General features: G+C 36.0%; 16 protein-coding genes. All 16 read right to left on the bottom strand.

Features of this window, described 5'->3' with window-relative positions; translation table 11 throughout:
* Positions 1 to 8: 8 nt before the first annotated feature.
* The 16 genes from aroH to BM077_RS07670 all read right to left on the bottom strand — a co-directional run bounded on the left by aroH (position 9) and on the right by BM077_RS07670 (position 12,495).
* A complete protein-coding gene (aroH, locus tag BM077_RS07745) occupies positions 9 to 377 on the bottom strand; it encodes a chorismate mutase (protein ID WP_089749225.1) in 369 nt (122 codons plus the stop codon).
* 32 nt (positions 378 to 409) lie between these two features.
* Positions 410 to 826: a HutP family protein gene (locus tag BM077_RS07740; RefSeq protein ID WP_089749223.1), complete on the bottom strand. Its 417-nt coding sequence runs from the start codon at positions 824 to 826 to the stop codon at positions 410 to 412.
* Positions 827 to 1,116: 290 nt separating this feature from the next.
* Positions 1,117 to 1,686 (bottom strand): hypothetical protein, encoded by a 570-nt coding sequence (locus BM077_RS07735; RefSeq protein ID WP_089749221.1) that lies wholly within the window; start codon positions 1,684 to 1,686, stop codon positions 1,117 to 1,119.
* A 71-nt stretch (positions 1,687 to 1,757) separates the two neighbouring features.
* The gene (locus BM077_RS07730) at positions 1,758 to 2,990 is read right to left on the bottom strand and encodes a BaiN/RdsA family NAD(P)/FAD-dependent oxidoreductase (protein WP_089749218.1); all 1,233 of its coding nucleotides are present in this window, start codon (positions 2,988 to 2,990) and stop codon (positions 1,758 to 1,760) included.
* A 51-nt stretch (positions 2,991 to 3,041) separates the two neighbouring features.
* Positions 3,042 to 3,746 carry a ribonuclease III gene (rnc, locus tag BM077_RS07725; protein ID WP_089749216.1) on the bottom strand — a complete coding sequence of 235 codons (705 nt, stop codon included), beginning with the start codon at positions 3,744 to 3,746 and terminating at the stop codon, positions 3,042 to 3,044.
* A 16-nt stretch (positions 3,747 to 3,762) separates the two neighbouring features.
* Positions 3,763 to 5,004, bottom strand: a complete 1,242-nt coding sequence (gene fabF, locus BM077_RS07720; RefSeq protein ID WP_089749214.1) for a beta-ketoacyl-ACP synthase II — start codon at positions 5,002 to 5,004, stop codon at positions 3,763 to 3,765.
* Positions 4,997 to 5,971: an NAD(P)H-dependent flavin oxidoreductase gene (locus BM077_RS07715; protein ID WP_089749212.1), complete on the bottom strand. Its 975-nt coding sequence runs from the start codon at positions 5,969 to 5,971 to the stop codon at positions 4,997 to 4,999. The genes fabF and BM077_RS07715 overlap by 8 nt, the downstream gene beginning before the upstream one ends.
* 108 nt (positions 5,972 to 6,079) lie before the next feature.
* Positions 6,080 to 6,310 carry an acyl carrier protein gene (locus tag BM077_RS07710; RefSeq protein ID WP_089749211.1) on the bottom strand — a complete coding sequence of 77 codons (231 nt, stop codon included), beginning with the start codon at positions 6,308 to 6,310 and terminating at the stop codon, positions 6,080 to 6,082.
* Between the two features lie 34 nt (positions 6,311 to 6,344).
* Positions 6,345 to 7,094, bottom strand: a complete 750-nt coding sequence (fabG, locus tag BM077_RS07705; RefSeq protein ID WP_089749209.1) for a 3-oxoacyl-[acyl-carrier-protein] reductase — start codon at positions 7,092 to 7,094, stop codon at positions 6,345 to 6,347.
* Between the two features lie 54 nt (positions 7,095 to 7,148).
* Positions 7,149 to 8,081 carry an ACP S-malonyltransferase gene (fabD, locus tag BM077_RS07700; protein ID WP_089749206.1) on the bottom strand — a complete coding sequence of 311 codons (933 nt, stop codon included), beginning with the start codon at positions 8,079 to 8,081 and terminating at the stop codon, positions 7,149 to 7,151.
* Between the two features lie 32 nt (positions 8,082 to 8,113).
* The gene (fabK, locus tag BM077_RS07695) at positions 8,114 to 9,061 is read right to left on the bottom strand and encodes an enoyl-[acyl-carrier-protein] reductase FabK (protein ID WP_089749205.1); all 948 of its coding nucleotides are present in this window, start codon (positions 9,059 to 9,061) and stop codon (positions 8,114 to 8,116) included.
* Between the two features lie 11 nt (positions 9,062 to 9,072).
* Positions 9,073 to 10,065 carry a beta-ketoacyl-ACP synthase III gene (locus tag BM077_RS07690; RefSeq protein ID WP_089749203.1) on the bottom strand — a complete coding sequence of 331 codons (993 nt, stop codon included), beginning with the start codon at positions 10,063 to 10,065 and terminating at the stop codon, positions 9,073 to 9,075.
* A gap of 8 nt (positions 10,066 to 10,073) precedes the next feature.
* On the bottom strand, positions 10,074 to 11,066 hold the full coding sequence (plsX, locus tag BM077_RS07685) for a phosphate acyltransferase PlsX (protein WP_089749201.1): 993 nt from the start codon (positions 11,064 to 11,066) through the stop codon (positions 10,074 to 10,076).
* Position 11,067: 1 nt separating this feature from the next.
* Entirely contained in the window at positions 11,068 to 11,646 is a 579-nt protein-coding gene (gene fapR / locus BM077_RS07680) for a transcription factor FapR (RefSeq protein ID WP_089749199.1), read from the bottom strand.
* 147 nt (positions 11,647 to 11,793) lie between these two features.
* Complete coding sequence (rpmF, locus tag BM077_RS07675; RefSeq protein ID WP_089749197.1) at positions 11,794 to 11,961, bottom strand: 50S ribosomal protein L32; 168 nt, start codon at positions 11,959 to 11,961, stop codon at positions 11,794 to 11,796.
* Positions 11,962 to 12,012: 51 nt separating this feature from the next.
* Positions 12,013 to 12,495 carry a YceD family protein gene (locus BM077_RS07670; protein WP_089749195.1) on the bottom strand — a complete coding sequence of 161 codons (483 nt, stop codon included), beginning with the start codon at positions 12,493 to 12,495 and terminating at the stop codon, positions 12,013 to 12,015.
* Positions 12,496 to 12,551 lie beyond the last annotated feature (56 nt).

Raw genomic sequence — 12,551 nt, 5'->3', positions numbered from 1 at the left:
TCTCCTCCTTAGTTCACTAAATCTGGTCTTAACTTCTCTGCTTCTCTCAAATAGACATGTTCTATCTTTGACATTTCGTGATCAGGATTAATATGTACTAATACTCTAACACATTTGGAAAGAGAACCTGGTACATCAACCTCGGTAGCACACATCAGAGGAATAAATTTCCACCCTAGTCGCCGAGCTGCTTGCGCTGGAAAGACAGCATTTAGATCCTGAGTCATAGTAAAAAATATAGATACTATCTCATCTTCTGCTAATCTATTTTGCTCAATAATTTCTAGTAATAATTCTTGCGTACTAGTTAAAATCTCCTCTTTATTATTCTCCTTTACTGTAGTGGCTCCTCTAATTGCATAAACATTAACACTCATTCTCTAAACCCCTTCCCTTCAAAATATTAACTTTAAGGCACTGCGCGATGACCTAATCCAATTGCTATTTCATTAAGATGTAATAGACCAATTGCAAAGAAGACCGAAACACTAATGTGATCGCCTCTCCTCGCAATACCGATCTTCCCTCCTACATTAAAGCCAATCGCTTTAGGAGTAATCTGTGATAGAGCTTCACGAGCAGCACCTGCAACTGCTCCTTGGTCGGTATGAGTCTCTTTAATCACTGACTCCCGCTTAGCAGCAACTACTGCTCGTTCTATAATCTTCTTTACTGAAGAAGTAAACTCTCCCCCAAAATCTACAGCCGCTACTTTTAAACCTTCCTTAGCATAATCTTTTTTTAATATATCCTCTTCTTTCCTATCAGTTAACGCCATCTTAATTGCTGCTGCCGCCACATCTTTACTTGCTTGATCATCTTTCATTATTTAATTCCTCCCTCTTTGAAATAAAAAAACACTCCCAATAGGAGTGTGTATTAATAAAGATTAATATTATAAATTACTATTAGCATTACAATACCAATGACTAATAGAATTAACTTGGCACTCCTACCTTTTAATATAACCATCCTAGCAAACCAAGTTACCTAAAATATTAAATTTTTTAAATGAAAAATTAGTTAAATACCATATCTACCAACCTACCGTACTACCATAATACCATAAACCTTTCTACTATATTAACATAAAGCTTTAAGTTTTACAACCATATTTTAATATCTTTTTTGAAACTCTACCCGACCTAAACTCTTTAAATTATCCTGAATCCAGATCTGCTCTCCAACTCTAAAGTTCTGAATACCACCAGAAATATCTGTAACCTTAAACCATAGTCCTCTTTGCACACCACGAGTATCTACTATGACTCTATCACCATCTGAAACAAAAATTTGTATTTGATTACCTATAAAATTATCTATTCGCTTCCCATTAACTATAATTCTAATATTATTCTGATTAACTTGGTCTAAATTTAAGACTGTTAACTCAATTAATCCCTTCTTTTCCCCCATTACTTGACTAGATATTCTACTGGCTTCTTTATGTTTAGCAACTCCTTGCTGAGTTTGCTGATATTCTAGATCCAATTTCTCCAGTGGCAAATAGGTTAATACTTTTTCTACTACTGGTAACTCGCTTAGCTTCAAATTAACATTTAGTGGGTCATTTAAAGCAACTTGTACAGTAATTAATAGGATAATTAATGCTATTGTGCCTTTAATTAAAAGACTCTCTATCCTTTCAATTAATCTTATTACAAAATCATAAAACCCCCGGGACATAATATCACCTCATAATAGTCATTTCTATTTATAATATTATGTCCTCAATAACAAAAATATCCCAATTATAATTAATTAATACTATTAATCCCACTTAAATAACCAGTAGAAAAAGCTGCCTGCAAATTAAAACCGCCTGTATAAGCATCAATATCAACCACTTCTCCAGCTAAATAAAGACCAGAAATTAATTTTGATTCCATAGTACTAGAATCAATTTCATCGGTGCTAACCCCACCTTTAGTAACAATTGCTTGTTTTAATCCTTTAGTCCCAATAATAGTCAAAGTCAATCCTTTTAAGATTCTTACTAATTCAGCTCTCTCTTCTTTCGTAATTTGGTTTACAAACTTATCTTCGGGAATAGATGACAGTTCGATTACTATTGGGATTAATTTACTAGGCAAGAGATCACTAAGACTATTCTTGAACTGTTTACGACTATACTGCTCAAAATCTCTTTGTACTCTATCATCTAGTTGTTGCTCTGTTAAAACAGGCTTTAGATCAATCTCTAACTTTAGACTACCTTTACCTAAATTGTTGACTACATTACGACTCAAAGTTAATACTATTGGCCCTGAAACACCAAAATGAGTAAATAAGAGTTCACCAAATTCAGTCCTAATCATCTCATCATTAAAGTATAACGATGCTTCTACATTCTTAAGCGTTAGGCCTTGGGCTTCACTAGCCCATTCTTCTTTAACCTTTAAGGGGACTAAAGAAGGCTTAATTGAAGTAATAGTATGTCCAATTCTTTCTAACATCTGATAACCATCACCAGAAGAACCGGTGCTAGGATAGACAGCGCCCCCAGGTGTTAGAATTACTCTCTTAGCTAAGTAACAATTACCATCTCTATCTTCAACTCCAGTAACCTGCTTCTCTTCAACTAATACTTTAGCAACTGCAGTATTTAACTTAATCTTAACTCCATTCTCCTCTAAATATCTCTTTAAAGCAGCAACTATATCCCGGGCTGAATCAGACTCCGGAAAGACACGACCACCTCGTTCCACTTTCGTTGGTACTCCTAATTCAGCAAAAAAATCACGTAACTGTTGGTTTGTAAATGTATAAAGAGCACTATACAGAAAAGAACCGTTCTTAGGAAAGTTTGCAATAATTTCTTCGATTCCACAGTTATTAGTCAAATTACATCTACCTTTACCAGTGATTAATATCTTCTTACCTAACTGTTCATTCTTCTCTAACAATAAGACTTCAGCGCCTTGGTTAGCAGCAACACCAGCCGCCATCATTCCAGCAGCACCGCCGCCTACTACTATTATGTCTGCCATATTATCTCTCCCTTCCTAATGAAAAAAGCAGCTCACATATTGATATGCAAGCTACTTTAATTTCTTCAACGCATTTTTAGCTGCCTCTTGTTGTGCTTCTTTCTTACTAGAACCAGAACCTTGACCTAACGACTTATCGTTAAATTTAACTTGAATAGTAAATTCTTTACTATGATCAGGACCTTCTTCGTTAATTACATAATATTCTGGTCTTGAATTAGAAGCCTTTTGAATCTTCTCTTGTAAAGCAGTCTTATAATCTTGAATATGTTCCCCGGCTTCTACAGTTTCAATATCTTCTTTCATTAATCTTAGAATAAAACTACGTGCCGTATCTAAGCTACTATCTAAGTAAATACTACCAACTAAAGCCTCAAAAGCATCAGCAAGAATAGAACTTCTATTGCGACCTCCAGTCATTACTTCACCTTTGCCTAATAATAAGTATTTGCCTAAATTCAACTCTTTCGCCTTATCAGCTAAGATCGGAGCACTAACAAGTACTGCTCTCATCTTAGCTAACTCGCCTTCTTGGTAATCTGGATAACGATTAAACATATACTCACTAATGACGATATCAAGTACTGAATCACCTAAAAATTCTAATCGTTCATTATCCTTTAAACCTAAATTTCTATTTTCATTAGCAAATGACTTATGTGTTAAAGATTTACGAAGTAAATCTAAATCATTAAAATGAATACCTATCTTATTCTGTAATTCCGTTAATTTATCTTGATATTTGGAATCAACCATAATTCTCACACCTTAATTACTCTTGATATTTTTTAAAGATCAAAGTTGCATTATGACCTCCAAAACCTAATGAATTCGATAGCGAAGCATTAACTTCCATTTCCCGTTTTTCATTAGGAATATAGTCTAAATCACAATCTTCATCTTCATTTTCATAGTTAATTGTCGGCGGTACTACCCCTTCTTTAATAGCTAATATAGAAGCAATAGCTTCAATACCACCAGCTGCTCCTAACAAGTGTCCAGTCATTGACTTTGTGGAACTGATAACCAATTTATTAGCATGCTCTTCAAAGACTGATTTAATAGCCATTGTCTCTAGCTTATCATTCTGTGGAGTAGAGGTTCCATGAGCATTAATGTAATCAATATCTGTTAGGTTCAAATTAGAATTATCAATAGCCATCTGCATTGAACGTGCTGCACCTTCTCCATTAGGGTCAGGAGCAGTTACATGATAAGCATCACCAGACATACCATAACCAGCTACCTCACCATAAATCTTAGCTCCTCGCTCTAAAGCACTCTCAAGTTTTTCCAAGATTAAAACTCCAGAACCTTCACCCATAACAAACCCATCTCTTTCAGCATCGAAAGGTCTACTAGCCCTTTGTGGGTCATCATTACGAGTAGACATTGCCTTCATAGCACAGAACCCAGCATAAGATAGAGGAGTTACTGATGCTTCTGCTCCCCCAGTAATCATGATATCTGCATCGCCTCGTTGAATAATCTCAAAAGCATCACCAATAGCATTAGTTCCAGATGCACATGCAGAAACTGTTGTTGTATTAGGACCTTTTGCTCCGGTATGAATTGAAACCTGTCCTGAAGCCATATTAGCAATCATCATCGGAATGAAGAAAGGACTAATTCGTCCTGGCCCTCTTTTTACTAACCTTTTAGCTTGAGCTTCAAAAGTCTCCATTCCACCAATTCCACTACCAATCAGTACTCCTATGCGTTCAGAATTACCTTCATCTATCTCTAATTCAGCATCATCAACCGCCATCTTAGCTGCGCCTACAGCAAATTGAGCAAACTTATCCATTCGCTTTGCTTCTTTGCGGTCCATATAATCTTTAGCATCAAAATCTTTAACCTCACCGGCAATCTGCGAGTCATACTCATCAGCATTAAAATGTGTAATCTTATCTATTCCAGACTCACCTGCTATTAAAGAAGACCAATAATTATCCAATCCACTTCCTACAGGTGAAATCACTCCCATTCCGGTTACTACAACTCGATTACTCATCCTTAGCTTCCTCCCTATTCAAATAATTCTTTGCTTCCGTAACTAGATTTTTAATAACCTCTTTAACCGGTAAAATTTCATTAACTCTATGAGCTTCTTCACCGGCAAAGACTAACCCATTAGCCATATCGCCTTCTTTAGCTTTAACAAGTGACTTAACGATACAGAAGTAACGAGAACACTTCTTTAAACATAAATAGTCACAACTATTACCAGTGTCTACCTCATCAGCATCTAATTTATCAGTAAATTCATTACTTAATGCTTGACCTGGTAACCCAACTGGACTCTCAATTAAGATACTATCCTCTTTAGTAGAATTTATATATAAATCTTTAAACTCTTGCACAACCTCACATTCATCAGTCGCTACAAAACGCGACCCCATCTGAACACCATCGGCTCCCATCCTCAAAACTTCTGCAATATCTTCACCATCAATAATTCCACCAGCAGCAATTACAGGAATCTTTACTTTATCTACAATCTTTTTAATCAAAGACTTCATTGGCTTATCAGTACCTAAATGACCACCAGCCTCTTTACCTTCCACAACTATAGCTGAAGCTCCCAATTTCTCTGAAATCTTAGCTAGTCTAACTGAGGATACTATTGGTACTACTGGTACATTATTTTCTTTACCTAGTGTAAATAGATCTCTAGAGAACCCTGCCCCAGCAACTATTAGGTCTATTCCTTCATTGATCGAAGCCTTAACTAAATCTTTAAATTCACTAGCTGCCACCATAATATTAACACCAATAATACCTTCGGTTAATTCTTGTGCTCTTTTGATTTCATTTCTTAGTTCATCAACTGAGATACCAGAGCCTGCTATTAAACCTATACCACCTTCATCTGCTACCGCAGCAACTAAAGGTGCTGTAGATACTTTAACAGCCATTCCACCCTGGACAATAGGAACTTTAGCTACTAAATCTCCTATCCTTAATTCTGGCAAATTCAAAATAATTCCCCCATATATTTAGATAATTTAGCCTCTCCCTAGCCAAGCCCAAACTATTATTTATGAGGAAAGCCTCAAAAGAGGCTTCCCAAAAACACAAATTAATAATTAAGCATTATTTTCAATATACTCAACAGCATCATTTACTGTTGCAATATCTTCAGCATCCTCATCAGGAATTTCAATATCAAACTCTTCTTCAAAAGCCATTACTAGCTCAACAATATCTAAAGAATCAGCTCCTAAATCATCAATGAAAGAAGCATTTTCTGTCACCTCATCAGGATCAACGGCTAACTCTTCAACAACAATCTCTTTAACTGTTTCTAAAACTGACATTATTCCTTCACCTCCCTTCAGTGATAATTGACAGTTACATAACCATTCCTCCATCAACATGAACCACTTGCCCTGTAATATAATTAGCAGCATCTGAAGCTAAGAATGTAACTAAATTAGCTACATCTTCTGGTTCTCCAAATTCAGCTGCTGGTATCGAACTTAGCATCTGTTCCTTTACATCATCTGATAATTCTTCAGTCATCTTTGATTTAATGAATCCAGGAGCAATAGCATTAGCATTAATGCCTCTACTTGCTAACTCTTTAGCAGTCGACTTAGTAAAACCGATTACTCCTGCTTTAGATGCAGAGTAGTTAGCCTGCCCAGCATTACCCATTACTCCTACTACCGAAGAAATGTTAATAATCTTTCCACTACGCTGTTTCATCATCGTTCTTGTTACTGCTTTAGTGCAGTTAAATACTCCTTTTAAGTTGACGTTAAGTACCGCATCCCAATCCGTCTCTTTCATTCTCATTAATAGACCATCTCTAGTGATGCCAGCATTATTAACTAAAATATCTATAGAGCCACATTCATTTTTTACTTTCTTCATCATTGATTTTACTTCATCTAAATTAGAAACATCTGCTTTCATAGCAACTGCTTCACTTCCTAATTCTTTAATTTCACTCACAACTTCTGTAGCACTATCTTTTTCAGCTTCTACTGGATAATTAACTACTATATTTGCTCCTTGTTTAGCTAAACCTAGAGCTATTGCTTTACCAATCCCTCTTGAGCTTCCAGTAACTACCGCTACCTTATCTGTCAGTTGCATATTTTCACCTTCCTTACCTATTATCATAAATATAATTAGAATTTATTCTAAAACCTATAATTTTTGTAATGTCTTTTCTAAAGAAGAAAGATCTTTTACATTTAAAGCTGTTACACTACGATCAATTCGCTTCATAAATTTCTTAAGAGTTCTGCCTGGACCAACTTCAATTACTGTGTCAACTCCATCATCTATCATCTGTCTAATCGTATCTACCCAATATACTGAACCATCTAATTGCTTAATTAAAGTGTCTCTAATCTCTTCTGGCTCTTTAACATAGTCAGCAGTTACATTAGCGATAATTGGAATTTCAGGCTTGTTAAACTCTGCTTTCTCTAATTCAGTTGCTAATTTTTCTCCAGCAGGTTTCATTAAGCTTGAATGAAATGGACCACTAACTCGCAATTGTACTGCCTTTTTAGCACCTTCTTCTTTAGCTAATTCAAGAGTCTTAAGTACAGCATCTTTTGCCCCTGAAATTACAGTCTGTATCGGTGTATTATAATTAGCTAGCTCTACAATTCCAAATTTACTACCTTCTTCAACTACCTCTTCGATTTGTTGACGCTTTAAGCCAATAACTGCTCCCATAGCACCTTTCCCCTCTGGTACTGCTTCTTCCATGAACTTACCTCGTTTATGTACTAATTGAACCGCTGTTTCAAAATCTAATACCCCACCAGCTACTAAAGCTGAATACTCACCTAAACTATGTCCAGCTACTACTGCTGGCTTCACTCCTTTTGCTTTCAATACTTCACAAGCTGCTATGCTCATTGTTAAGATAGCTGGTTGTGTATTTTCAGTCTTCTTTAATTCACTTTTAGGTCCTTTAAAACAGAGTTCAGACACTTCAAATCCTAAGGCTTCATCTGCTTTAGTAAATATCTCTTTTGCTTCGGAATATTCATTACTTAACTCTTCTCCCATTCCTACTTTTTGGGCTCCTTGCCCTGGAAATAAAAAAGCAATCTTCTCTGTCATATTAATCCTCCTAAATCAGAATAATTATTATCTTATATATTAATTAATTGATATTTCTCTTTAAAGACTTCTTCCGCTTCTTCAATAAAACTCTTAATAATTTCTTCTGCAGATTCTTCTTTATTTACCATTCCAGCTACCTGCCCTGCCATAACACTACCTTCTTCTACATCGCCTTCTTCAGCTGCTACTCTCAATCTATCGACACCTAACTCCTCAATCTTCTCTTTATCGGCTCCTTCTCGCTCTAACTTTTCGATTTGACGAGTTAATTTATTCTTTAAATTCCGAACAGGATGACCGGTAGAACGAGCAGTCACAATTGCATCTCTATCTCTAGCATTAATAATAGCCTCTTTATAATTTGGATGTACCGTACATTCTTCAGCACAGACAAATCTAGTTCCAATCTGTACACCTACTGCTCCTAAAGCCAAAGCCGCTGCTAAGCCACGTCCATCTGCAATACCTCCAGCCGCAATAACCGGTAAATCTACCGCATCCGCTATCTGTGGAATTAAAGCCATAGTTGCTAATTCTCCAATATGTCCTCCAGCCTCAGTTCCTTCAGCAATAATCGCTTCAACATCAAATCTAGCCATTCGTTTAGCCAATGCTACCGAGGGTACCACTGGAATAACTTTAGTCCCTACTTCCTTTAATCTCTCTATATACTTACCAGGATTCCCTGCTCCAGTAGTAATCACAGGAACTTCTTCTTCATAAATAACATCTACCACATCATCAACATGAGGTGATAATAACATAACATTAACACCATAAGGCTTATCTGTTAATTCTTTTGCTTTACGAATCTCTTCTTGAACTACTTCACCAGGTGCATTACCAGCACCAATTACACCTAATCCACCAGCGTTAGAAACAGCCGCTGCTAATTCCCCAGTAGCAATCCAAGCCATACCCCCTTGAATAATCGGATATTCAATCCCTAGTTTATCACAAAGTTCAGTTTTAAACATAGTTTTCCCCCTTACGACCATTTTATAACACTTGCTGCCCAAGTCAGACCAGCACCAAATCCGACTAAAACAATATTGTCTCCTTTATTAATTTCACCGGCCTCTATTGCCTCCGCTAAAGCTATTGGAATAGAAGCAGCCGAAGTATTTCCGTATTTATTAAGATTAACGAAGACATCATCAGAATCTAACTTTAGCCTCTTAGCAGCTGCATCTATAATTCTTGTATTTGCTTGGTGCGGAATGAAGAAATCAACATCTTCCCGGTCTAAATCAGCTTCCTTCAATGCTCTTAAAGCTGCTTTTCCCATAATTCTAACCGCAAATTTAAATACTGAGTTACCTTCCATCTCTATATAATGAAGATTATTTTCAACTGTATCTAAACAAGTAGGTTGTCTAGAACCCCCAGCAGGTAGTTGTAGTAATTCACCACCGGAACCATCGGCTCCTAATACATTGGACAAAACTCCACCTGACTCTACCGGCTGTACCACAGCAGCCCCGGCACCATCACCAAATAATACACAAGTATTCCTATCTTCCCAATTAACAATCTTAGATAATGTTTCTGCTCCTACAATTAATACATTATCATAAGCACCAGTTTCAACAAACTGAGTAGCTGCTGATAATGCATAAACAAACCCTGAACACCCAGCACCTAAATCAAAGGCAGCAGCTCCTTCTGCATTCAACTTGTCTTGTAATAAGCAGGCTGTCGCTGGAAATTGCATATCTGGCGTTATTGTTGCAACTATAATTAAATCTAAATCTTCAGCATCTAATCCAGCATCGTCTAAAGCAACTTTTGCCGCTTCATAAGCTAAGTCTGATGTTGCTGTATCATCATCAGCAACTCTACGTTCCTCAATTCCTGTCCTACTCCGAATCCATTCATCACTAGTATCTACTATCTTCTCTAAATCGTGATTAGTCAAGACTTTCTCCGGAACATAAGAGCCAACACCCGTAATTCCCGCATTTCTTAATTCTTTACCCATCTGCTCTATCATTCCTTTCGTTTAATGTTTTCTTTTATTCGCTGCACAACTTGCTTCTCTATTGCTTCTTGAGCTACATTAATTGCATTCTTGATTGCTTTACCTTTTGAACTCCCATGACTGATAATAACTACCCCATTAACTCCTAATAAAGGAGCTCCACCATATTCAGCATAATCCATCTTCTTTTTCAAATTTTTTAAACCAGACTTCATTAAAAAAGCTCCTGCCTTAGCAATTACACTTTCTTCTAATTCAGACTTTAACATTGTAAATAAAGCATTACCTAAACCTTCTGCTGTCTTCAAAACTATATTGCCTATGAACCCATCACAAACAATCAGATCACAATCACCAGAAAATATATCTCTTCCCTCTACATTTCCAATAAAATTAATATCTAATTCTTTAAGTAATTGGTGTGCTTCTTTAGTTAAGTCATTTCCTTTTTTCTCTTCTTCTCCTACACTTAACAGTCCAACTTTTGGTTCTTTTTTATGTAATATCTGTTCAGCATAAATACTACCCATTAAAGCATATTGAGCTAAATTTATTGGTTTGCTATCTACATTAGCTCCTACATCTAAAACTAAAGTTTCTCCCTCTAAAGCAGGCATAACTGTAGCAATGGCTGGTCTTTTTACTCCTTTAACTCTACCTATCTTCAGTAATCCTGCTGCCATCATTGCACCTGTACTTCCTGCTGAAACTAACGCATCTGCTTTACCTCTCCTAACTAAATTAGCTCCTACTACAATTGAAGAATCTTTCTTTTTTCGAACAGCACGTGCTGGTTCTTCTTCCATTTCGATTATATCCGGTGCTTCTACTACCTCTAATTTATCATTATTATAATCATAATTGGCTAACTCATTCTTAATAATTTCCGTTGGTCCAACTAAAATTATTCTTCCTTTAACTTCTGGTATCGCCTCAATTACACCTTTTATAATTTCAGTTGGAGCATGGTCTCCCCCCATAACATCAACCGCAATTTGCAATTTAGTGCCCCTCCTTGCTTAACTTTTCACCAGAAAAAACAAGAAATTTTCCACTAAAGACTTCCTCTTGATTTACTCTAGTCTTAACTTTAACTCGAAACTTATCTCCTCTTATATTATTAACAGTTGCCTCGGCAATTAATCTCTCTCCTACATAAACTGGTCGTTTAAATTTAGTCTTAGCTGAACCAGTTAAAGCGGCGTCAATATCAAGTATAGCTACTGCTAATGAATTAGCTTGAGCAAAGATATGATGCCCTCTAACAATTTTAGTCTTCTCTAAAACCATATCTTCATTCGTTTCTAATATAGATATTCCTGAATTATTTAACTCTATATCGACTAATTTACCAATAATCTCACAACCACTAATAGATTTAACTTTGGAATATGCTTGTTTAGCCAAATTCTTAGTTCGCTTTCTAACTTCAGGAATATTAAGCTCTAATCTATCTAAACGAATAGTTTGAATGCTAACATCAAATATTTCTGCTAGTTCTCGGTCAATTAGAAAGGGATTCTCTCTTATTTTCTTTTGTAAAACTTTCTGTCTTTCTTTTTTAGACAAATTTTTAACCATATTACCACCTAACTCTATGACCTAGTATTAAGACCTAGTACTAACTTAACCATCATTGATTATTATATATTAAAGAAATTAAAGATTCAAGCAAAAATAAGAAAAAGTTCAGAAGGATATATCCCCTGAACTTTTATCTCAATCTATTTACTTAACAGCTTTACCTTTATAGTGTCCACATTCCTTACATACTCTATGCGATAATTTAGCTTCACCACATTGTGGGCATTCTACTAAATTAGGTGCATTCAACTTCCAGTGTGTTCTTCTCTTTCGCTTTCTAGTCTTTGAAGTACGTCGCTTAGGTACTGCCATTCCTAACACCTCCTTATAGATTCGCTTGCAGTCATAATATATATAAATAGATTAATCATTATCTAATAATTCTTCTAATTTAGCTAATCTCGGATCTACCGTATGCATAAAGCAATCACAGTCTTCAAAATTTAAATTTATACCACAGCTTGGACACAAACCAGCACATTCATCATCACAGACCGGTTTCATCGGAACTGCTAACATTATACTATCGATTACTTCATCTTCAATATCAATAGTAGTCAGTTGCCCAACTTCAACCCTGTCCTTTGATACTTCCTCTTCAACTTTAGCTTCCACCGCCATTTCAAATGGCTTTAAGCAACGACTACATTTGACCGCTAAGTACAGATCAATAGTACCAGTAACCAAGAATGATTCATCAGTATTAATCACCTGAAGATCCATCTCTACCGGATTCTCTATCTCAATATCCCGTCCTTTTAATTGAACATCAACATCTTCTTTTGTCAAATGCACTTCTTTAAAAGCGCCAATATCTCCTCTAATATCACTAATATCAATTTTCATTATAACTCACCTCATGTTTACCACTGTTAATTATAATACAGAGATTATTATCTTGT

The sequence above is a fragment of the Candidatus Frackibacter sp. WG13 genome (genome assembly GCF_900114655.1).
Lineage (GTDB): Bacteria > Bacillota > Halanaerobiia > Halobacteroidales > Acetohalobiaceae > Frackibacter.
This window is presented reverse-complemented; position numbering and strand designations above follow the sequence as displayed.

What these genes read in the sequence shown, in the direction of transcription:
- aroH (WP_089749225.1), bottom strand. Translation starts at nt 377, where the DNA reads ATGAGTGTTAATGTTTATGCAATTAGAGGAGCCACTACAGTAAAGGAG.
- BM077_RS07740 (WP_089749223.1), bottom strand. Translation starts at nt 826, where the DNA reads ATGAAAGATGATCAAGCAAGTAAAGATGTGGCGGCAGCAGCAATTAAG.
- BM077_RS07735 (WP_089749221.1), bottom strand. Translation starts at nt 1,686, where the DNA reads ATGTCCCGGGGGTTTTATGATTTTGTAATAAGATTAATTGAAAGGATA.
- BM077_RS07730 (WP_089749218.1), bottom strand. Translation starts at nt 2,990, where the DNA reads ATGGCAGACATAATAGTAGTAGGCGGCGGTGCTGCTGGAATGATGGCG.
- rnc (WP_089749216.1), bottom strand. Translation starts at nt 3,746, where the DNA reads ATGGTTGATTCCAAATATCAAGATAAATTAACGGAATTACAGAATAAG.
- fabF (WP_089749214.1), bottom strand. Translation starts at nt 5,004, where the DNA reads ATGAGTAATCGAGTTGTAGTAACCGGAATGGGAGTGATTTCACCTGTA.
- BM077_RS07710 (WP_089749211.1), bottom strand. Translation starts at nt 6,310, where the DNA reads ATGTCAGTTTTAGAAACAGTTAAAGAGATTGTTGTTGAAGAGTTAGCC.
- fabG (WP_089749209.1), bottom strand. Translation starts at nt 7,094, where the DNA reads ATGCAACTGACAGATAAGGTAGCGGTAGTTACTGGAAGCTCAAGAGGG.
- fabD (WP_089749206.1), bottom strand. Translation starts at nt 8,081, where the DNA reads ATGACAGAGAAGATTGCTTTTTTATTTCCAGGGCAAGGAGCCCAAAAA.
- fabK (WP_089749205.1), bottom strand. Translation starts at nt 9,061, where the DNA reads ATGTTTAAAACTGAACTTTGTGATAAACTAGGGATTGAATATCCGATT.
- BM077_RS07690 (WP_089749203.1), bottom strand. Translation starts at nt 10,065, where the DNA reads ATGGGTAAAGAATTAAGAAATGCGGGAATTACGGGTGTTGGCTCTTAT.
- fapR (WP_089749199.1), bottom strand. Translation starts at nt 11,646, where the DNA reads ATGGTTAAAAATTTGTCTAAAAAAGAAAGACAGAAAGTTTTACAAAAG.
- rpmF (WP_089749197.1), bottom strand. Translation starts at nt 11,961, where the DNA reads ATGGCAGTACCTAAGCGACGTACTTCAAAGACTAGAAAGCGAAAGAGA.
- BM077_RS07670 (WP_089749195.1), bottom strand. Translation starts at nt 12,495, where the DNA reads ATGAAAATTGATATTAGTGATATTAGAGGAGATATTGGCGCTTTTAAA.